Source organism: Microcoleus sp. AT3-D2 (assembly GCF_036705715.1).
Classification (GTDB): domain Bacteria; phylum Cyanobacteriota; class Cyanobacteriia; order Cyanobacteriales; family Microcoleaceae; genus Microcoleus.
The window spans coordinates 1-20,815 of record NZ_JAUBVE010000098.1 but is presented as its reverse complement, the minus strand read 5'-3'; the positions used below and the strand labels follow the sequence as shown (position 1 = coordinate 20,815).

Annotated in this window: 21 protein-coding genes, 1 tRNA gene and 1 pseudogene; 7 read left to right on the top strand and 16 right to left on the bottom strand. The window is 46.3% G+C overall.

All coding sequences use genetic code 11. The features are described 5' to 3' along the window. The 4 genes and pseudogenes from QUB44_RS27565 to ribBA form a co-directional block, all read right to left on the bottom strand. A pseudogene (locus QUB44_RS27565) lies at positions 1-1,224 on the bottom strand (reverse transcriptase domain-containing protein); the annotation flags it as partial. Positions 1,225-1,719: 495 nt separating this feature from the next. Further along, positions 1,720-2,937, bottom strand: a complete 1,218-nt coding sequence (locus QUB44_RS27560; RefSeq protein WP_333372498.1) for a transposase — start codon at positions 2,935-2,937, stop codon at positions 1,720-1,722. 189 nt (positions 2,938-3,126) lie between these two features. Continuing rightward, positions 3,127-4,566 (bottom strand): pentapeptide repeat-containing protein, encoded by a 1,440-nt coding sequence (locus QUB44_RS27555; protein ID WP_445299932.1) that lies wholly within the window; start codon positions 4,564-4,566, stop codon positions 3,127-3,129. 28 nt (positions 4,567-4,594) lie between these two features. Continuing rightward, positions 4,595-6,334: a bifunctional 3,4-dihydroxy-2-butanone-4-phosphate synthase/GTP cyclohydrolase II gene (gene ribBA, locus QUB44_RS27550; RefSeq protein WP_333160133.1), complete on the bottom strand. Its 1,740-nt coding sequence runs from the start codon at positions 6,332-6,334 to the stop codon at positions 4,595-4,597. Positions 6,335-6,741: 407 nt separating this feature from the next. Here ribBA and QUB44_RS27545 point away from each other — a divergent pair, with 407 nt between their 5' ends. The 4 genes from QUB44_RS27545 to QUB44_RS27530 all read left to right on the top strand — a co-directional run bounded on the left by QUB44_RS27545 (position 6,742) and on the right by QUB44_RS27530 (position 8,789). Further along, positions 6,742-7,959 carry a hypothetical protein gene (locus QUB44_RS27545; RefSeq protein WP_333372494.1) on the top strand — a complete coding sequence of 406 codons (1,218 nt, stop codon included), beginning with the start codon at positions 6,742-6,744 and terminating at the stop codon, positions 7,957-7,959. After that, on the top strand, positions 7,960-8,115 hold the full coding sequence (locus QUB44_RS27540; protein ID WP_333372492.1) for a DUF4339 domain-containing protein: 156 nt from the start codon (positions 7,960-7,962) through the stop codon (positions 8,113-8,115). A gap of 111 nt (positions 8,116-8,226) precedes the next feature. Beyond that, the gene (locus QUB44_RS27535; RefSeq protein WP_333300458.1) at positions 8,227-8,493 is read left to right on the top strand and encodes a hypothetical protein; all 267 of its coding nucleotides are present in this window, start codon (positions 8,227-8,229) and stop codon (positions 8,491-8,493) included. Beyond that, positions 8,490-8,789, top strand: a complete 300-nt coding sequence (locus tag QUB44_RS27530) for a type II toxin-antitoxin system RelE/ParE family toxin (RefSeq protein ID WP_333372489.1) — start codon at positions 8,490-8,492, stop codon at positions 8,787-8,789. The genes QUB44_RS27535 and QUB44_RS27530 overlap by 4 nt, the downstream gene beginning before the upstream one ends. A gap of 110 nt (positions 8,790-8,899) precedes the next feature. Here QUB44_RS27530 and QUB44_RS27525 read toward each other — a convergent pair whose 3' ends face one another. Both QUB44_RS27525 and QUB44_RS27520 read right to left on the bottom strand, forming a co-directional pair. Next, complete coding sequence (locus QUB44_RS27525) at positions 8,900-9,094, bottom strand: hypothetical protein (RefSeq protein ID WP_333372488.1); 195 nt, start codon at positions 9,092-9,094, stop codon at positions 8,900-8,902. Continuing rightward, positions 9,065-9,137, bottom strand: a tRNA-Phe gene (locus QUB44_RS27520). Before QUB44_RS27520 ends, QUB44_RS27525 begins: the two co-directional genes overlap by 30 nt. 133 nt (positions 9,138-9,270) lie before the next feature. On the opposite strand from QUB44_RS27520, the gene QUB44_RS27515 reads away from it, so the two are divergent. Both QUB44_RS27515 and QUB44_RS27510 read left to right on the top strand, forming a co-directional pair. Continuing rightward, on the top strand, positions 9,271-11,934 hold the full coding sequence (locus tag QUB44_RS27515; RefSeq protein ID WP_333372486.1) for a phospholipid carrier-dependent glycosyltransferase: 2,664 nt from the start codon (positions 9,271-9,273) through the stop codon (positions 11,932-11,934). Positions 11,935-12,000: 66 nt separating this feature from the next. Then, complete coding sequence (locus QUB44_RS27510; protein WP_333372484.1) at positions 12,001-12,936, top strand: cobalamin-binding protein; 936 nt, start codon at positions 12,001-12,003, stop codon at positions 12,934-12,936. Between the two features lie 138 nt (positions 12,937-13,074). On the opposite strand, the gene QUB44_RS27505 is transcribed toward QUB44_RS27510, so the two are convergent. The 9 genes from QUB44_RS27505 to QUB44_RS27465 form a co-directional block, all read right to left on the bottom strand. Then, positions 13,075-13,683, bottom strand: coding sequence for a fasciclin domain-containing protein (locus QUB44_RS27505; RefSeq protein WP_333372482.1), 609 nt, complete (start codon positions 13,681-13,683; stop codon positions 13,075-13,077). A 165-nt stretch (positions 13,684-13,848) separates the two neighbouring features. Further along, on the bottom strand, positions 13,849-14,631 hold the full coding sequence (locus QUB44_RS27500; RefSeq protein WP_333372480.1) for an MBL fold metallo-hydrolase: 783 nt from the start codon (positions 14,629-14,631) through the stop codon (positions 13,849-13,851). A 354-nt stretch (positions 14,632-14,985) separates the two neighbouring features. Continuing rightward, the gene (locus tag QUB44_RS27495) at positions 14,986-15,573 is read right to left on the bottom strand and encodes an aminodeoxychorismate/anthranilate synthase component II (RefSeq protein WP_333372478.1); all 588 of its coding nucleotides are present in this window, start codon (positions 15,571-15,573) and stop codon (positions 14,986-14,988) included. Between the two features lie 178 nt (positions 15,574-15,751). After that, the gene (locus tag QUB44_RS27490; protein WP_333372476.1) at positions 15,752-16,264 is read right to left on the bottom strand and encodes a diacylglycerol kinase family protein; all 513 of its coding nucleotides are present in this window, start codon (positions 16,262-16,264) and stop codon (positions 15,752-15,754) included. Positions 16,265-16,425: 161 nt separating this feature from the next. Further along, positions 16,426-16,962: an rRNA maturation RNase YbeY gene (gene ybeY / locus QUB44_RS27485; RefSeq protein ID WP_333372473.1), complete on the bottom strand. Its 537-nt coding sequence runs from the start codon at positions 16,960-16,962 to the stop codon at positions 16,426-16,428. Between the two features lie 206 nt (positions 16,963-17,168). After that, the gene (locus tag QUB44_RS27480) at positions 17,169-17,387 is read right to left on the bottom strand and encodes a DUF3285 domain-containing protein (RefSeq protein ID WP_333228332.1); all 219 of its coding nucleotides are present in this window, start codon (positions 17,385-17,387) and stop codon (positions 17,169-17,171) included. A gap of 202 nt (positions 17,388-17,589) precedes the next feature. After that, on the bottom strand, positions 17,590-18,375 hold the full coding sequence (locus QUB44_RS27475; protein WP_333372471.1) for a DUF4058 family protein: 786 nt from the start codon (positions 18,373-18,375) through the stop codon (positions 17,590-17,592). Between the two features lie 32 nt (positions 18,376-18,407). Next, on the bottom strand, positions 18,408-19,199 hold the full coding sequence (locus QUB44_RS27470; protein WP_333372470.1) for a DUF4058 family protein: 792 nt from the start codon (positions 19,197-19,199) through the stop codon (positions 18,408-18,410). Positions 19,200-19,300: 101 nt separating this feature from the next. Continuing rightward, a complete protein-coding gene (locus QUB44_RS27465; protein ID WP_333372469.1) occupies positions 19,301-19,867 on the bottom strand; it encodes a TetR/AcrR family transcriptional regulator in 567 nt (188 codons plus the stop codon). 167 nt (positions 19,868-20,034) lie between these two features. Here QUB44_RS27465 and petD point away from each other — a divergent pair, with 167 nt between their 5' ends. Continuing rightward, complete coding sequence (gene petD, locus QUB44_RS27460; RefSeq protein WP_333372468.1) at positions 20,035-20,520, top strand: cytochrome b6-f complex subunit IV; 486 nt, start codon at positions 20,035-20,037, stop codon at positions 20,518-20,520. 93 nt (positions 20,521-20,613) lie between these two features. On the opposite strand, the gene QUB44_RS27455 is transcribed toward petD, so the two are convergent. Beyond that, a partial coding sequence (locus QUB44_RS27455; protein ID WP_333372467.1) for a His/Gly/Thr/Pro-type tRNA ligase C-terminal domain-containing protein occupies positions 20,614-20,815 on the bottom strand: 202 nt, incomplete at its 5' end.

The following is a 20,815-nucleotide window of genomic DNA, read 5'->3' as shown; positions in this document are numbered from 1 at the left end:
CTTGGAACCGTTCGGTAATAGTTAGCCCACCCTATAATTAGAGGATTCAACCTCTTAATTAAATCTGATTGAGATTTAACTGTGTGGATGTCTATTACTCTTGCGATTTCTTTGAGGTGTATTTTAACTTTTGCTGAACTTGGGGTGATGATTGTGCTGAAACCCAGTAATTCACCTTGGGGATTTTTCCCGCTAGTGTATTTGCCAGATGGATATTGCCTGACTTTAAACCCCAGGAAATCAAATCCTGGAGATTGTCCATCATGGCTGCTCATTGTGTGAGCTATCCTTGTTTTACTGGATTTTAGCTCCAAACCCATGCCTTTTAACCATTCAGAGATGATCTCTTTACACTTTTGAACGACGGTTAAGTCTTCGTGGAGAATTACGAAGTCATCGGCGTATCTTATTAAGGATATGCTTCTACATTTCTGTTGCCAGCTTATTTGTCCTTTTCCTTTTGGCTTTTTGATGTCCAAGGTTTTGGCAAATTCCTTAATTCGATGTTCCATCCCGTGGAGAGCTATATTAGCCAGTAGTGGAGAAATGACTCCACCCTGTGGCGTACCCTCAAGTGTTGGAAACAACTGTTGTCCGTCCATCACTCCCGCTCGGAGCCATGCCCTGATTTGGCGGTGTAAAAGCGGGAATGTATTTAATTTTTTAAGCAGTGCTTCATGGTCGATTTTGTCGAAGCATTTGGCGATGTCGGCATCTAGCACATATTTTTGCTTATACCTAATCGCATTAAATATTGCCCCGATAGCATCTTGGCACGAGCGTCCAGGTCTGAACCCGTATTGGTTCGGTTCAAATCGCGCTTCCCATTCTGGTTAAGCGTGCCAGTTTAACGAGCGCCTGCAATGCCCGGTCTTTCATTGTCGGGATTCCTAAAGGTCGCTTCTCTTCTGTACCAGGCTTGGGAATCCATACTCGCCTGGTCGGGCTGACCTTTGAACTCAGGTTTATATTACCTATTAGGTCAAGGCGTTGCTTTGGGGTTAGTGATTTGACACCATCCACACCTGCCGTCTTTTTTCCTTTGTTATCCTGAGTAACCCTACGAACCGCTAAGCATTTTGCAGCCTTGGACTTCATCAACAACTTTTGGAGTCTGCGAAGTGCCTTAATATCACCACGATTGGCGGCTTGATAGATTCTTTTCTGCAACTTGAACACGACTCTTTCCAGCTTTCGCCAGGGAGTCTTGTTCCATTCATACATCGGTTTTACCGTGCTCATGACTTTTACATTGCTACTGGAGACTCTATCTTCCGAGACACCGTGGGTCTGTCTGCATATCTCCCTCGTTACAGGGGAGCTTTCGCTTTTGACCCAATCTCTCCTTGCCGTTGCATCTGGTTAGCACCTACTCTGAAAATCGACTTTTTCAGAGAGCAAACGGTAGGTTATTTCGTTCCTGTTCGTCTTTGTTTAGAGTTTTTAGGGTGGTACTTTCCACCGGGTTTATTACAGAGTGCTTGGTTGGTCAAGCTAATAATTGCCAACCCTGTGGTAAATTGAGGGTGAAGTCTCTTTATTACCAATCCTTGCCCTTTTGGGACTCCCAGCGTATCAACCTGTTTCGCTGGTTTTCTCTCACGATGGTTCGGATGTACCTTTGCTTTCGCTACCCATAAACTCCTGCTCGACGGGATTCTAGAATAGGTTTTCCAGTTACCGCCTTTTCACCCCGCTTTACGGATTGATGGCTAATCGCTACCGTAGGGGTGATGCTTTCACCGCTGCACCTGCGGGATGGGACTTGAACAGTGTTCTCACCCACAAGACGAACAAGTTGTCATCTAACAAGGGATTAAAGTGCGAACTCAATCCATATTGGATTACCTTCTTAGAGCCTGAAATCCCCCCATTTCTGGGTTTCTTCAGAACGAAACGCACGCTGGCTTTTGAAGTGTAAGATTCATCCTGTTCTACAAATCTCCATCCTAGAGAGTCGCATTCTTGTTGTAATCTTTCTTTGACTTTAGCTGTCGGTATTTGGACAAAGTTCTGATTGGTTTTTCCTCCCATATTGAGCTCTTGTTTCTGTCCTTTATTCCAACCAAATGCTATGACATTGATTTGGTGACTTTCGCAATAATCTATGATATTTCTGACAGCTTTATTAACCGCATCTCTCATTCTTGGGGCGCGAGTTTCCGATAACTGTTGCAGTCTTTTTGACGAAAAACCTTGAGGTAGCTTATGTCGGGAATGTTCTGATTGAACTCTGGCTTTTTGTTTGTTAAACTCTTGGTTCCAAGATTTCAGCTTATGACCATCAATAATAAATGGCTTACCATTGCTAGAAACACAAGTTAGCCAGTTGTTGATACCATGATCTATGCCCAGAATCCCTGTTACTTCGAGACTACAGCTAGGAGCTTGCTTGGTAAGAGATTCATGGACGTATTCAATCCAGACCTTACCATTTCTAGGGATTAACCTGAGTTCTTTAATCTGGCAACCCTTAAGCCTTTCTGGTAGTGGAATCCAGAGAGCATCTGTTCCGAAGTGTTCTTTCCCTTGCTTTCCTAGAGGGAGTCTTACCCTACTGCCGACTATTTTTAAGGCTTGTCCCGGATAGGAAAATTGGTACATACCGCCTTGGGTTCTGTACTTAGGCAATCTGGGTTTTTGATTGATTTCCCCTTTTTTGGCTAACCTTTCTAAGGCTCGGAAAGAGCTGAAAGATTCAGCAACAGATTTAAGGGATTGTTGCGCGACTTGCGAGTAAAGTAAGCTGTAATTATCGTTAGTTTTAGCAATCCTGTACAAGGCTGGATATTTAACCGCACTTTTGTCTTTAAAGTATCGTTGCCGACTTTCGTAAGTCCCGACATTAAACAGATTGTTTGACCATCTCAGCAGTTGCTCTACAATGAATTTGTCGAATTCCTTTAAATGCCAGATATCTTTTTGTACTGCATACATTTGACTTTCACCTCCCTTGATTAATTTTACTGCATTTGATAGTTGGGAAATTGGTAGGCAGGATAAATCTTGCGATGCCCTTTCATCCCTGGACTAAAGTCACAGGGTTTTCAGGGAGTTTTTTATAATCGAGCAATTTTCGCTGGGCGATTTTTTATTTTAGATTTTCGATTGTTAACAGTCAACTAATTACCATTCCGATTCTAATGGCAATTCAAAAAAACTCGGACTCAGATGTAGATCGGTCAAATCCGTTTCGCTCAAATAAGCGTCAGTCAAAAATACCCCTTTTAAACTTGCGCCTTTGAGGTTAGTACCTTTCAGGTTAGCACCTCTGAGATTAACTCGGAATAAATGAGCATCGCTCAAGTCGGCCTCAGTTAAATCTGCTCCCTCCAAATTTACTCTCATCAAATCTGCTTTTCGGAGATCAGCTTCGTTTAATTTAGCGCCGCTGAGGTCAGCTTTTGTCAAGTCTACACCTCTCAAGTCGGCCCCGCTCAAGTTAGCGAACAGCAAAGTAGCTCCAGTGAAATCTGTCTCCCTCAAATCGGCATCCCTTAAATTAGCGCCGCTGAGGTCAGCCCTTGTTAAGTCTACACCCCGGAGGTCAGCAGAACTCAAGTTTACTTGGTGTAAAATTGCGCCGCTTAAATCGGCTCCTCTTAAATCAGTTCCCTCCAAGTTTGCACCTTTGAGGTAAGCTTTTTTTAAGCTAGCTCTGCTGAGGTCTACATTTTTGAGATTGACCGAAGTTAAGTTAGAAGCGCTCAAATTAGCTCCGCTTAAATCTGACCCGTTTAAGTCGGCTCCGGTTAAATTTACCCCTTGCAGCGATACATTGGGAGCAATTAAATAAGCTCCGCCCAGACTGGGGTCGATACCTTCTGAAAACAAAGTCTGGTTGCTATAAACAGATTTTTCTAAAATCGTGGCGTTCAAACTGGCTTCCCTCAAGTCCGCTCCGCTGAGGTTGGCTCCTGCTAAGTTGGCCCGATCGAGTTTTGCGCCAAATAAAATAGCTTTGTATAAGTTTGTCCGCCGCAAATCGGCTCCTTTTAAATCGGCTTCGGTCAAATCTACCCTAGCCAGATTTAAGCCAGGGAGCGAAGCATTGGGAGCTAGCAAAAATGCTCCCATTGCACCCGGATCAATATCATCGGGAAAGATAGTCCGGTTGTTGTATACCGCCTTGTCTAAAATGGCACCGCTCAACTGAGAACCGCGCAAATCGGCTCCGCTGAGGTTGGCTCTGGTTAAGTTGGCTTCGTGGAGATTTGCTCCAACTAAATTAGCCTTGATCAAACTTGCTTGTTTGAGGTTGGCGCCCGTGAGCTCTGTTCCTACGAGAGTAGCTTCTCGGAGGACAGCACCGGTCAAATCGGCTCTAGTGAGGTTAGCTAAATTGAGAAATGATTCAGCTAAATCTGCCCCGCTGAGATTGGCGCCCGTAAGGTCGGCTTCGATCAGGTCTGCATACCTGAGAATAGCGTTGCTGAGGTTGGTTTCTCGGAGGTCGGTGCCTCTGAGGTTTGCTCCCCGGAGTTCCGCGCCTCCGAGGTTGGTGCCTTTAAGTGCTTGTCCCCTGAGGTCGAGTCGGTGCAGAAAGTCACCAACGTTCATTTCCATGTCAAATTCGCTCTCTTTAATGCTGAACCTAGCTTGACATTCCGAGGGCTGAATCGGAAATAGGACCAAAACTATAAATTTTTTGAGGTTGAAGCTTGGCGCACACGGACGCGACTTGTTCGAGGGGGAAGGTTTCGCGATCGAGCTGGACTTGCAGGGTTTTGAGCGGATCTGCACCGGAGGAAACCATTACTTCTAATGTTTGCAAATTCGGCTCTGTGCTGATTTCGCTCAGAATTTTGCCGATCGCCTTGACGTAAGGATGGTTTGGATCTTGGTACCAATCGGGGCCTGCGAGTCCGGCTTGATCGAAGCCTAGGTGAACAATGAGGGAGCCTTCTCCGAAAAGGGCTATTCCCACCGGCCGCGCTTCTTCTTGCAGCAGCAAGTGCTGGTTAGCCGCCAAATGCCGCAGTTTTTCGAGGTGTCCGTACCGATTTTGGATTGCAGAATCTTCCTCTTTTCCCTCTGACGAATGTCTTCTACCTTCTTCCTTCGTTTCGTTCCACTGAATCGCCACTGTTACTAAATAAGTTTGCAGTAGCATATGACCGAGTTTTTCGGCTTTTGTTGCCAGATAGATCGAGTTGTAATCTGTGGCTTCAATTAGTAAGGGGACGCGATCGGCTACTTCAATGCCGTAACCTTTCAAACCGGCAATTTTGCGCGGGTTGTTGGTAATTAAGCGAATTTTTTTAACTCCCAAATCGTTGAGCATTTGCGCTCCGACGCCGTAGTTTCGCAAGTCGGCGGGGAATCCCAACCGTTCGTTGGCTTCGACTGTATCGAATCCCAAATCTTGCAGTGAGTAAGCTTTTAGTTTATTTACCAATCCAATGCCGCGACCTTCTTGGCGCAAGTAAACTATGACGCCAGAACCGACATTTTCGATCATTTTCAGTGCCGCTTGCAGTTGCATCCGGCAGTCGCAGCGCAGGGAACCCAAAGCATCGCCTGTCAGGCATTCGGAATGCACCCGCACCATCACGGGTTTGTCTTTAAATTCGGCCGGGTCGCCCTTGACAATAGCAACGTGTTCTGAATTGTCTTGGGTGTCGCGGTAGGCGTAAATCATAAACTCGCCGAATTGAGTGGGCAATTGGGCGACGGTTTCGCGGCGGACGAATCGATCGTGCTTGAGCCGGTAGCTAATTAAGTCAGCAATACTGATTATTTTAAGGTTGTGGGTTTTGGCGTACTCGATTAATTCGGGCAACCTCGCCATCGAACCATCGGGGTTTTGAATTTCGCAGATCACGCCGCTGGGATACAGCCCAGCGAGTCTGGCGAGGTCAACGGATGCCTCGGTGTGACCGGCGCGTTTGAGGACGCCGCCGTCGATCGCCCGCAGGGGAAAAATGTGACCGGGACGGCGCAAGTCTTGAGGTTTGGTGTCCGGGTGGATGGCGACTTGAATGGTGCGGGCTCTGTCTTCGGCGGAGATGCCGGTACTGACGCCGTTGACTGCATCGATGCTGACGGTGAAGGCAGTTTGGTTGTTGTCAGTGTTTTTGCTGACCATCAGGGGCAGTTCCAGGCGATCGAGCCTTTCGCCACTCAAGGCTAGACAAATCAAACCCCGCGCGTTCACGGCCATGAAATTGATGTTGTCGGGGGTGGCGAATTGGGCGGCACAAATCACGTCGCCTTCGTTTTCGCGATTTTCGTCATCGACTACTACCACCATGCGACCTGCTTTGAGGTCTACGAGGGCGCTGTCAATTGAGTCAAATTGAAAGGATTGAGTTGAGGTGTTGTTATTTGTCACTGAGGAGTTCAAGCTATAAACAGTAATGTTATGGAAATAGAATGTATTTTCGATTGTAACCTTTTGTTTCCGACAGGGCGATTCCCCAGTCCAGATGAGTTTGACAATCTTTTTAAAGTCACTTACTATAATTATTGCATCTTGTCAACAAAATCTCTCCCAAATATTTCATGAGCTTGACTGAGATCGCGAATATTTTAAGTAAACCGTACTTCTAAGCTCCTAATTGCTTAATTATAATGTTGATTGTTGGGAGACAATGTGCGATCGGGCAAAAGCAATATTGAAATTAGGGTCGATTACTGCAAGATTGTGGCTAATGGAATAGATGATTTTTTGAGGAAGGCTGACATTTTAAAGCTCCGCCCGATGGGACAATATTGATATCCCGTCAAATTATCCCAACCATGAATAATTGGCCGAAATTCCTCCCCGATCCTACATCGTGCGCGAGAGGGTTTGCCTTAAGCATTAGCTTTTGGCTGATTGTTTCTTTACTATGGCCCAATGCTTACTACTATTCCTACAGATTTAGCAGGACGTACTGGTACACCATCAGGAACTCTGACTGGGAATCCCCGATCGTACTTGCTTGGTTGTGCCAAATCTGGTTATTTGCTTTCTATCACTGGGGGGTAACTAAGTTTGCCGAGTGGGTGGAAATTCGCCGGCACAATCAGCAACCACAGGCAATATCGGCATGGCAGCATTGGAGGGAAGGCATTATCGCATTTCTGACGCTACCTGCTGCGATTGTAATGGGAATTCCGGCGATCGCGCTTTTTATGCTGCCACTCAGAAGCTTTTCGGGCGCGCTCGTTGCTTTAATTCTAGGAACTGCGATCGCCTCTGCTTACCTGTATCACTTCCGCTTTGCAAAGCTGCTTAAAATTCTTCTTAAATTCTTATGGATTTTCTATGCAGACCTTCTAAAGATACTTGAACTCCTGTTAGTTCCAACACTAACTGGTACCCCGTTTTTTCTGCTAATTGTTGCGACGGTCGAAATCGTGCCAATACATCTACTGTCGCTGACAACCTTTCTGTTAGTTATTTGCCTACTGCTAAGCGGGATAGTGGGATATGCAGCTTTGCAGTATTGGTCAGCGCATCTAGTTAATTGGGCCGCGAGGTGGTGGCCCGCCGACTCTCCTGGTTACAGTCGCGTTCAAGCCCGAAAAGCCTGGAAACACAACAGGACAGCAACCAGCCAATCTTTTGTTCGGCACACAACCAGTTGGCACTTAGCTACAAACGACGCTACCAACCTAATTTACCTATACCTCATAGCGAACGTACTCGGCCTGTTCGGTTTTCTGCTTTTTGGAGGACCGAAAGAAGGGGCACAAACACTAAAAGAGATTTTAGGATCTGCCGTGGCGCTAGTGTGGGTGGCGGTGTGGCATTTCTGCGGGTGGCCGCGCGAAGTAGAAATTGCTGGAGGTAAGCCGGAGGCTAAGAAAAGTCAGAGTTCAGCTAAGAAAAAGCGATCGCCCAATTCTAACTCACCGCCTCCCAATCCGGTAGAACAAGAGCTAAACCAGCTCAAAGCCTCAACTGGAATGAATCGGATGAAGCCTGTGAGACGATCGGCCCAGCCAACTCCTGAAGTTCCTCAATGGTAGGTGTTTCGCAGCGGTGAAGCCAAAGGGCCCTATACCAAATTGCAATTATGGGAGGTTCAGGAAATCACAGCCCGAACCAAAGTGCGGCGCGGGGAAGCCGAGTGGCAGCGCGCCGGTGAAATTCCAGAATTAGCGTCGTACCTCACTCAAAAATAAGACAGTACACGTCACCCCACGTCCATCGGCGTCTAAGACGATCGCACTGCCCAGAAAGTAGCGCTATTCTTAGAAAAGGGATTTGTGTCAGCGAGACTCCCGGAGATTTTTATGAATATTACTTTGAGTCCTGAGCAGGTGAAATTGATCGAAGCGCAATTAGCACTGGGGCAGTTTACCTCGCCGGAAGAGGTGATTACAAAAGCCCTCCAGACTTTGACTCAAACGCGGAAGCTTTATTGCGAGTGGGTGGAAGAGGTGCGCTCTTCGGTGGAGGAAGCGGAGGCGGAACTATCGCGGGGTGAGGGAATTCCTTTAGAGACTGCGATCGAGCAATTGCAGGAAAAGTTTCGCAAGGCACGAGAGGTTCAGGGATGAGCCGATGCTTTGTCTCTCCAACAGCAAGCCGAGACTTGGATGCCATTGGTGATTATTTTGTTGGGCGCAATATTGAGGCTGGGGAGCGATTGCTTCGGGAGTTTGTCAAAAAGTGTGACAATTTAGTCAAATTTCCGAATATGGGGCGCAGTTACGATCAAATTAAGTTGGGACTCCGGGGAGTACCGCTCGATGGCTACATTATCTTTTATCGGGTGGTTGAGAATGGTATCGAAATTTTGCGTGTGATGAGCGGTTTTCAAGACTTGGAGGCAATGTTTCCCGATGAAAACTGAGCGTTTGGAAGGACGGAACGAGAAGTTGGAAACGCTTTTGTGTCAATCTTATGTAGCCGTCCCATCTTTTGTATCTTAACTTTAAGCAGTTAAATAATTCACCCTAAAAACTATTCTCGGCGGGGTTTAACGCTTTTCCACAGCTTCAAATATTCAGGTCGAACAGATTCATCAATCTCGTTAGCTAAACTTTCAGGTAAATCGAGTTCGATAATTGACTGCATTGCCCGCATTTTTCCTAAAAAAAAACCCTCAACTTTGTGAGGGCTTTGCGATGCCAGGAACGAGACTTGAACTCGTGACACGTGGATTTTCAGTCCACTGCTCTACCAACTGAGCTATCCCGGCTTGTTTTTTCGCGCTTTACTATCTTAGCAGACACATACGGAATTTAGCAAGCACTTTTCTCAATTAATTTTTCGATCGCCCGGAACCGCCCGCCTGTAAGCTAAAAGCTGCAACCTAAAATCCAAGAATCGCAATGGCACAGCAACATCGGGACAGCGAGGGCAAGAGTCTGCTTGTCTTAGGCATAATTTGGCTGCTGGGGGCAATTAGCGATCGCCTCTGGTTTGCCCTCGATCGATCTGTCCCGGCGTGGGATCAAGCAGACTACCTGACTAGCACCCTGAAATACTTGCAGGCGTTGCAGCATCCTCAGTGGTTTTCCGGGGAGTGGTGGACCAACTTCTGGCTGCTTTCGACGAAAATTCCGCCCTTGGCATACATCTTAACGGTTCCGTTTCTTCAGGTTTTCGGTACTGGGGGCGATCGGGCAACCCTCGTTCATCTATTATTTAGTGCAATTCTCCTCGCCTCAGTCTACAGTCTGGGCGTCCAATTATTTAACCGGCAAGTCGGTTTGTGGGCCGCTGCAATTTGCGTTTTGTTACCGGGACTTTATCGGTTCCGCTTACAATTTTTGCTCGACTATCCCCTCACTGCTGCGATTACTTTTGCTTTCTATTGTTTGACCATGTGGAAGGCTTCTGAAGGAAGAAGGAAGAAGGAAGAAGGAAGAAGGAAGAAGGAAGAAGGAAGAAGGAAGAAGGAAGATTTTCCCCATTCTCCGGATCTCCCCCTCTCCCCCTCCCCCACTCTCCCCCTCTCCCCGTCGTCTTTCTTTTGGGCGATCGCTTTTGGAATTTCTCTCGGTTTATCAATATTAGTTAAACACACTACCGTATTATTTCTATTTACCCCGATTGTGTGGCTGGCTGTTGGCGCGGTGCGGCAAAAAGCTTGGGGGAGATTAGGTCAATTAACTGGTGCTCTGTTGCTGTCGGTAGCGGTGTTTGGCCCGTGGGCGAAAACCAATTGGCTGTTAATTTTGACCGGGGGAAAACGGGCAACAGTGGATTCTGCGATCGCCGAAGGAGATCCGGCCCTCAATACGATCGACGCTTGGATTTACTACGGTAAACACTTACCAGAACACATTTCTTGGCCTCTGTTACTTATTCCCTTAGTAGGATTGATACTTTATTGGCGTCGTCGGCAAGATAGTTCGTCCATCTTTTATCTCAACTCCTGTCGCTGGCTAGCTGTTTTCTGGGTAGGAGCTTATTTAATTAATTCTTTCAATATCAACAAAGACGACCGATATGGTATACCTTATTTGCCAGTTTTATCTATTTTCTTAGCCTACTGTTTAACGCTGTGGCCTTCTCGGTGGGGACTACAAATTCGCTGGGGTACAATTGGCTTGGCAATTTTGGCGATGCTGTTCCATATGTGGCCGCTGGGAGGGGCTTTTGGACATAGCTTAGTCCAAATTATCAGTCCCGGCAATTCTAACTATCCTTACTTGGGGAAAGAGTGGCCGCACCGTGAGGTAATTGCCGAAATTATTGATCGGGAACCTTATTTGCAATCTACTTTAGGCGTGTTGCCTTCGACGCCGGAAATTAACCAGCATAATTTGAATTATTACGGTGCTTTGGCTAATTTTCAGGTTTACGGGCGGCAGGTGGGAACGAATTTAAAAGAAGTGCCCCAAGATGTGCGATCGCTCTCTTGGTTCGTAACTAAAACTGGCCCGCAAGGTTCGATTCGCGAACGGATTAAAAAAGCTCAAAATGCCGCCGTTACGGCGATTGAAAAAGAAGATAAATTTGAGTTAGATAAAACTTGGATTTTGCCAGATTATACTAATTTAAATCTTTATCGCAAGCGAGTGCAGCCTGTCGAAATACAGCCATTGAATGAAGCGCGATCGCAAGTACAATTAGATCGAGTTACTGTCGCTGCAAAAGCAGTTCCCGGAGTCGCGCTGCCGGTTACTTATACTTGGTCTGGGCCTTGGCAGCAGTTGCAGTCTGGTTTAGTGTTGGTAACGTGGAAAAATCAGCAGTCTGGCGATATTCCACCGGGACAGACTTTCAGGATTTTACACGATCGCGCGATCGCCCAGGGGACTTTGCATCCGGGGATTCTGGAAGCGGATAAATTTGCTGTGGGGTTTCGAGTTGTCGATCGCACGGCGATGCTTCCTCCTGCTAATATTGCATCGGGAACTTACAATCTGCAAGCTACTTATCTAAATCGGAAAACCGGCGAAACTTATCCGATTAATGTGCCTGCCGTTAGTGTTAAAATCGAGGCAGAGCCTCTGGATATGCGTTCTCAGGCAGAGCCGGGAAACGAGGATAATACAGATAAGCCTGAGTTAGATTTGGTAACTCAATTGCGGGCGATGGCGGTTAATTTACCGAAAGGATTGCCAGGTTTAGAACCCGTGTTCGAGCAGATTGGGCGGATCAATCAGTACGATCCAATTCAAGATTATACCGTGCAAGCAGAACAAGCATTAGAATATCGGTTGAAACAGGAACCAAATAATCTAGAATTGGCTTATGCTTTGGCATTTTCGCGAGTATTGCAGCAGAATGTCAAAAGTTCGATCGCTGCCTTAGAAAAAGTCACTCAACTCGACTCAAAAAACCCTTACGCTTACGCCTATCTCGCTTTCGTACACCTGTACGGCTGGCATCCCAAAGCCGCTGAAATAGCCTTAAAACCTGCTATCGCTCTCAACTCCAATTTACCGGAAATTAGAGTTTTAAACGGTGTAGCGGAACTGATGCAAGGTAATCTCATCCAAGCATGGCAAGATTTGCAATACTTAAAAAAACTAAAAATTTAACAATCCCTTTTATTGTGGCACGGGCGTCCCGCCTGTGCTTCCGAACCGGTAAAAAACAGAAAACCAATGAACCAACCAAGAATAATCTCTCTAATTCCCAGTGCCACGGAAATTGTAGCACTTTTAGGATTAACCGATGCAATTGTGGGCCGTTCCCACGAATGCGATTATCCCCCCGAAATCCAAAATTTACCTGTTTGCACTCAGCCTAAATTTAATCCCGAAGGAACTAGCAGCGAAATTCACAACCGCGTGACAGAATTGTTGCAAAATGCGCTGAGTGTGTATAAAGTAGAAATAGAGACTTTGGAAAAATTGCAGCCGACTCACATTATTACTCAAGCTCAATGTGAAGTCTGCGCTTGTTCTCTGACAGAGGTTGAACAAGCAGTAAGCACGCTGGTAAATAGCAAGCCGGAAATTATTTCTTTGCAGCCGAATCTGCTAGCAGAAATCTGGACGGATATTCAGCGAGTTGCTGATGCTTTGGGCGTAAATGGCAAAAGTGCGATCGACCTTTTGCAATCCCGCATCGATGCTATTACCTCGCAAACACAAGCATCCTCTATTATTACCACAAAAGAGAGACTTCCCAAAGTAGCTTGCATCGAGTGGATTGAGCCTTTGATGGCTGCGGGTAACTGGATTCCCGAATTAGTCGCAATGGCGGGAGGCAGTTCGCTGTTTGGAATTGTCGGCGAACATTCCCCTTGGTTAAAATGGGAATCGCTAGTAGAAGCTAATCCCGATGTAATTATTTTCATGCCTTGCGGCTTTGATTTAAGCCGCACTCGCAGCGAAGCAATGCAGATAACTAAATACGCAGAATGGCCTAATTTGCAAGCAGTAAAAACGGGGAAAGTTTACATAACTGACGGCAATTCTTACTTTAATCGACCGGGGCCGAGATTGGTTGATTCGTTAGAAATTTTAGCAGAAATTCTCCATCCCGAAATCTTCGATTTTGGCTACCGGGGTAAGGGTTGGCAGCCATTTTTATAAGTACCTGCAGCTAGCTAAAGCTTTATCAATACCAATTCTGAATTGCCTGCCATACAAATAAGGACACAACATTGTTATGTCCTTACTTCGCCTTCATTTAACCGAATCTGACATCAATTGATGCAACAACGGCTATTTTTACATTCCATCAGGCGGCATCAACACCTTGTCAATTACGTGAATAACGCCGTTGCTAGCTTTGATATCAGCTTTCACAACATTAGCGCCACTGACAGTAACTTTGCCTGCGTTAACTCCCACCTTCAGCGAGCTGCCTTCAACACTTTTCACATCGCCGGATTTCAGGCTAGTAGATACAACCGAACCAGGAACAACGTGGTAAGTTAAGATCTTTGTAAGTAGGGCTTTGTTTTCCGGTTTGAGCAAATTCTCCACAGTTCCTTCTGGCAAAGCAGCAAATGCCGCATCAGTCGGAGCAAAAACAGTGAAAGGGCCTTTTCCTTGTAAAGTTGTCACCAAACCTGCAGCTCCCAAAGCCTTCGTCAACGTCTCAAATTGAGCGTCGCCTGATGCAATAGCGACAATATCCTTCGCCTGAGCCATTGGTGCGGGTGAAGCAGTGGTTTTTACGTTTCCTGCAACTTGTGAAGTTTGAGTTGCATTAGCAACATTGGTGCTGGAGGTGATGTGAGCCCAAGCCGGGAAACCAATCAACGCGCTAGCGCCGATTATTCCTGCGAAACCTGTCAGTTGTTTCATCCAGCTAGGTAAATTTTGATTTTTCATTGCGCTTGCATTTCCTTATGAGATAAAACAGTGAACATGAATTGTTATGTTAGCCAAATCTCGACAAAAGGCAAGGTTGCCAGAGGCTAAGATAGCAAGAAAATTCTCTTGCATCCCCGATCGAACAAAACTTCCTTAATATAACGCAACCTAAGAAATCTGGCATCAACCGCTAAATCTGTAACTCAAAACCTCAATGACCGAACCAGTTTGGGGTAAGTCACTAGATTTGATCGAAATCGTGTCATTATTCACTCGGCGCACCGGTGTACCATCCATCAGCGCCAAGAATTCATCTAGCGGCACCAAATCGCACGCAGCAGCATCGGCGGCTTGGGTTTTGAAATGTGTCGGAATCACCATCTTTGGTTTAAGAAGTTGCAAAGTTTGCTTCGCTTCCGCCGGAGTGTAAGCTTTCGGCCCGCCGCCCACGGGAATCAGCACTACATCGGGCCGCCCGATCAAGATTTGTTCTTCAATGCCGATCGGACCAGCAACTCCGCCCAAGTGTAAAATCTTAACGCCCGCTTGCTGCCACAGCCAAGCCACATTGACCCCAAATCGCCTTCCTCCCTCACGGTCTTTTTCCGTCCGAATCCCTTGAATCTGCAGCCCGTTAGACTTGTAAGACCCAGGTTCGTACAAAAGGCCGGGATTGCCCGCAAATCCGTCGATCGCACCTTCATCGAGCAACCGACTGCTAATCAGAATCAAATCTGTTGGCACTTTAGGAGAGCGATAGCCTGCCGTACAGCCCAGGGGGCGAAAAGGATTCACCAGCACCCTCGCACCGCCTCCGGCGAACAAGAAGCAAGTGTGGCCCAACCACTGAATCGACAAAGAATCAGCAGTTTGAGCTTGATAGCTTTCCCATCCAGATGGCAAACCAGTGAAGAAAGCTGCTAGCAAACCCGTCTGTGCGTAACGTATTAATTGTCGCCGTTTCATCTTGTGATTGGGGTTGTCGGGTGTTGGTCGTTTGTTGTTATACCACAAAACACAGTCAGTCGATTTTAGATTTTAGATTTTAGATTTTAGATTTACTTGCAGCATTGAATCTGGAATCTCGAACAGGAGTCTAAAATTTGGGGTTCACCACGACAGGAGTGGGGGGCTTGTATCCTTTTTGAGGCGGTTCAGGTGCGAAAATGTGTACACTACTCTCACCGTAAGGTGCTAAGCTGTTCAGCATTTAAATTTTTTGCCTGAAAGCCAGGGTGCAAGGAGTCTAGGCTTCAAAAATCCCAATTTAAATGCGTATCAGCTTATGAGAGCGAACCCTACAAATTCAGAGAAATTTAACTAAAGTCTTTCTAAGAAATTTCGCAATAATTGCTTTCCCGAAGTCGTCAAAATACTTTCCGGGTGAAACTGTACACCTTCAATGTGCGGATATTCCCGGTGTCGCACTCCCATAATAGTTCCGTCTTCAACCCAAGCCGTAATTTCTAAAACTTCTGGACAAGTCTGCTTTTCAATTACTAAACTGTGATAGCGAGTTGCAATCATCGGCGATTCCACGCCCTGAAAAACTCCGACTCCTGCGTGTTCTACCTCAGAAGTTTTGCCGTGCATCAACACGGGTGCAGAAACAATTTTGCCGCCGAATACTTGACCGATACTTTGATGTCCGAGGCACACGCCTAAAATTGCTAGAGTCGGGCCTAATTCTTTGATTAATTCCAGAGAAATTCCCGCATCTTCCGGCCGCCCCGGTCCTGGAGAAATCACCACTGCTGCCGGCTGCAATTGGCGAATTTCTGCTAAGGAAATTTGGTCGTTGCGGTAGACTTGCACTTCGCTCGCTACGGGCAACTCAGCACCCAGTTCTCCTAGATACTGTACCAAATTGTATGTAAAACTGTCGTAGTTATCGATGACTATAATCACGGGTTAAGTTAGATTTTAGGTTTTAGATTTTAGATTTTAGGTTAACTCGCTGCCTGAAAGCAAGGGGTTTCAAGATTTTAGATAGATGCTGAAGATAAAAATAGCTGCAATATAGACGAATAAAACTAAAAATCTCAAATTGGTCATCTAAAACCTAAAATTTTCTGGGTTCAATAAGTTACTGACGGGCGATCGCAATTTGAACTACTGCCCACAAAGGAGGCAGCAGAAGTGCAGCACCGACGATGATCGCAGCCATTGCCGATACTAGAACTGCTCCGGCAGCGCAGTCTTTGGCAATTCTGGCTAGTTCGTGATAAGATTGCCCGACTGTCAAGTCTACCACCGATTCGATCGCCGTATTCAACAGTTCCATTGCTAAAACTATGCCAATGGTGACGCCGATCACAGATATTTCTACAGGTTTCAGTTGCAAAAATAGGCCGAGTCCGATCGCCAATGTTCCGATAACTGTGTGAATCCGAAAATTGCGCTGAGTTGCAAAAGCATAACTCAGACCCCCCCAAGCGTATCTAAAACTCGTAGCTAAGCTAGATGCGATTTTCCAGGACAGCTCTCGGTTGTATTTCAAGGCTTTCTTAGGCTCGTGGACTGTCTGGCTAGAAGAGTCTTGAGGCATGGGCAGGAACTGTGCGATTTGTGATGAAATTGAGGGTCTATCTAGTGTCATAAAGAACCAACTTTAATTTACAGAGATGAATGAAAGCTAAACTTTTCAAATTAACTTCATCAAGTCTAGGTAACTTTTCTAAGTTTTTACTAAAGTTTTGGTTTAATTTCAGAAAGTTATGTTGGGCTTGACATGATTTTTTAAATCAACATCAACTTCAGTTATGCTGTTTGGATAGCAAGACCGATCGCCCGCAGCAATGTTTCTTGTTGATCGAGCATTTGAGTCAGACTTTCTTCATCCGGGTGATCCCAGCCCAAAAGATGCAGAAAACCGTGGGCTGCGAGCCAAGCTAGTTCGGTCTTCAGGGGATGTCCTTGCTGCTGGGCTTGTCGGTTAGCTGTATCGATCGAGATGACGATATCACCCAAGTATAAAGGTTCAGATGACTGCATTTCTTCTAGTTGAGGACAGTCTACCTCTAAAGCTGCGAAAGCTAGTACATCGGTCGAGCGATCAAGCTGGCGGTACTGGAGGTTGAGGGCTTGCATATCGGGATCGGCGGTTAAACGGAGACTGACTTCGTAGCCCGCGGCCACTGGCACATCCGCCGCCTGGTTTTCTAGCCAAACGCTAAACCAATTTTCCCAGGTTTCGGCTGAAATCTCCCCGCTGGCTGCACTCTCAGGGAGGTTGGAAGCGTCGGCTGACTGCTGGGCGAGCCCGTAACAGTCCTCGACGTTCACCTCAATTAACATTTTTTTGCTCTCCTGTCAAGGGATATATTCAATTTTTTTACAAATTCCAATTGCGCGATCGAACGGCAGGGGATTTTGCTGTTGCTGGAAAGATACAGTAATCTGTTATAGATTGCAACAGGCAGGCAGAACAATCAGCTTAACTCCCGATTAAGAAAGATCAAAAACATCAGCAGAAATTAGAGGCTGATTGTTGGAATCCCGGATTAAGAATTGAAATAGCGATCGAGAAAAGCCAAACCGACGAGTACGCCTAAGAGTCCGGCGGCTGTCAAAGCAAAATGAAACAAAGAAGTCGCCCGCTTGCGAACCATATTCCGCATCGCCAGCTTGACATAACTCGGTGGAGGTGCAGTGTTTGTCGGCGCTGTCTGGGTTTCGGCGGACTCTTCGGAGGCGGGAATTGCTGAGGGATGTTGACTCATAACGGTTAGTTTAGAAGGTTAATAGAGGGGCTGCTGAGGACAGACTTGCCACGATGGTAACAAAGATGTAACGTTTTGTGTAGGTGTTTTGAGTTTTTCGAGCCTCGCCACCCTATATTTCTGTAGGGGTCGTTTCGCCGACATCAAAAACCACCAAAAATTCTCATAAACCCGCCCCCCACCAGGGAAGAATCTACTTTCCTTATCCCTTTAACCCTCTTTCCCGCAACAAAGCATCCGCCCAAGCAGCATCTGATTCTGAAAGCGCAGGTAGGGGTGCGGTGTAATTTATTCTAAAGTCATAGGCGGCGCGATCGTAAACCCCATTTAATAACGCTTGTAAATCTACAATTGGTTCCGCATCCCCCGCGCGCAAAGGCAAGGGAAACTGAGGAATCATATCCGGTAAATTGAAAAGGTACAAATCCGCCAAAGGCCTTTGATTGCCCCGACTCACTAAAATTCGATAACTTGCCTTAATATCGTTATCAAAAACTAACATCGGTTGGTAACTTCGCAGCAAGTCAATCTCAACCAGATGAGTGCGACTACCAAACACCTTTTCTCGCTTTGCTTCATACATTTCTCGCCCTTTGCCAGGGCGCTTATTGGCTGGTGACAGCACTTCCATCACTGTCACAACTTCCCTAGTTGCTGTATCTCGTACCTCTAAATATGCTTCCCTAAATTCCACAGGTACTGGCAGTCTTACTTTCAAAGCTGTCACAGGCAGTGCGGCAAGTGCAACATTAGAAGAAGTTGGGTTGGTTGGACTGGGAGAACGCTGCACAGTCACATCAGGAATCCCCACTAATAGGGAATTATCCCCGCTAAGCTCATAAACTCTTTTTTCAATATCGACGATATATTTTGGCAGCAACTGCGGCACTAATGATTCAAAAATGCTACTAATTAGCAAGTGATGTACTTGAGGCCACAATTCAGGACTTTCTAAATAAGGATTCATCCCGGGAAACGGATTAGGCATTAATCTAGCTCCTGTTAATTTACCTACTTGTATTATCCCCTTAACGCTCTGTCCCGCAACAGAGAATCTGCCCAAACAGCATCCGTTTCTGACAGCGGGGGCACTGCATCGGCTGTGTAATCAATTTCAAAATCATAACCTGCGCGATCGTATACTTGATTAATCAGCGCCTGTAAATCCATAACAGGCTCTACATCTTCTGGACGCAAAGGCAAAGGAAATGCAGGAATTGTATCGGGAAGGTTAAATAAGTATAAATCTGCGATCGGGCGTTGATTGCTGCGGCTGACTAAAACGCGGCAGTCGCTTTTATGGGAATGTCCGAAAACTGGCAAAGGTTCCCCACCCCGCAACAAGTCTATTTCGACTAAATGGGTACTGCTATCAAATATTTTATTTCGCTTATTGTCATACTTTTCTCGACCTTCCCCCCGGCGTTTATTTGCAGGCGAAAGCACTTCAAGAACCGTGACAACTTCCTTGGTTGTCATATCGATTACTTCCAAATATCCTTCCCTAAATTCTTCCGACACTGGGATTCTCACTTTTAAAGGCTGCACAGTTCGGGAAGCGACGGCGACAGCATTAGATGCGATCGCACTTGCGGGACGGCGTTTCTGTTGGATAGAGACATCAGGAATCGCTACTAATAGAGAATTTTCACCTTTGATTTCGTAAATTCGCTTTTCAATAGCGACGCGGTATTTAGGGCGCAATTGCGGAGTTAACGACTCCTTAATCACACTAATCAGTAAATGATGGACTTCTGGCCAAAAATCAGGATGTTCTAAATAAGGATTCATCCCTGGAAATGGATTAGGCATAGCCATTTTAGTTGGGAAAGCGGGGAGTTTGTGCTGAGTTTGTACCCTTGATAGCTCCATAATAGACGATCGGCTCAAACCCCTTTCCGCAAATCGCCTTTTTACTCAGCACAAAGCAAAACTGACGCAGCTTGACGAGCGTACTGTGCCGCCGCAGGCCCGCCCTCCATACTTGCCATCACAATTGCTCCCCCAAACAAAATTACAAATTGTTGCGAAAAGTCTTCTGAATTAGGCAAGCCAGCCTCCTCAGCAAGCTTCTGGACGTAAGTGCGAATTGCGTGTCTCGGCCCAAGTGCGGCCCGGTGTGCCGGATGTTCTGCATCAGCGAGTTCCGCCACGGCATTGATAAAAGGACAGCCGCGAAACTCAGGACTTCCAAACCACTCTTCCAACACGTCAAACATCGCAATTAGTCGCTCTTTTGCAGTGCTTCCCCGCTGTTCAACTGCCCCAAAAAACCAGTGGCACCACAGTTCGTCTCGATACCGCACAGTTTCTAAAATGAGTTGGTCTTTTGACGGGAAGTGCTTGTACAGCGTCATCTTGGCAACTCCAGAAGAAGCTATTACCTCATCGACGCCAACATTGCGGATGCCCTTGCGGTAAAAGAGCTCTGAAGCTGTAGACAAAATTTTCTCGCGGGTATTGCTAGATTTAGCTGACATAGATAAGATATACAGACAGGTCTGTCTACTTGTGGACTAGAAAAAATAGGACTTGTGCAGACTAAGGCTGTCCAGTTGACTTATTGCAGTGGCAATTCAGCAATTGCCCCTGCAAATGGGGCCGGATGCGCAAGTCCTAAACAAAACAAACAAAAACTATTTCCATTATGGCAACAACATCGAAAAAACCGGATCTAAGCGATCCGAAATTGCGGGCAAAGCTAGCTAAAGGTATGGGTCACAATTACTACGGCGAACCAGCTTGGCCCAACGAACTGCTGTACATTTTCCCAGTAGTAATTCTGGGGACATTTGTCCTCTGCGTTGGCTTAGCAGTTCTAGACCCCGCGATCGCAGGAGAATCGGCCAACCCCTTTGCCACCCCGCTAGAAATCCTCCCAGAATGGTACCTGTACCCAGTTTTCCAAATCCTGCGCATTGTTCCCAACAAACTGTTAGGAATTGCAGCAATGGTTGCGATTCCCATAGGATTGATGCTAGTTCCATTCATCGAAAGCGTCAACAAATTTCAAAACCCATTTCGGCGTCCAATTGCGATCGCAGTTTTCTTGTTTGGCACTTTAGTTGCCCTCTGGCTGGGAATTGGCGCTACTTTCCCTATTGACAAATCGCTGACTTTAGGATTGTTCTAAATCTGATATTTAACCGCAGATGAACGCAAATTAACGCACATAAATCAAACTTACCATCTGCGTTAATCCGCGTGCATCTGCGATTAAAATCCCCTAAAAATCGCCGTAACTGCTAATAGCTGCCTGCAACCTCCCAATCACTTCATCAACCGAAATCGCCCCCAACTCCCCAGAAGCCCGAGTCCGAATATTCAAACTATTCCCCTCAACCTCCTTCCCACCCACAACACCCATCACCGGAATTTTATCCTTCTCAGCATTGCGAATCAACTTGCCCAAACGCTCGCTATTCTCA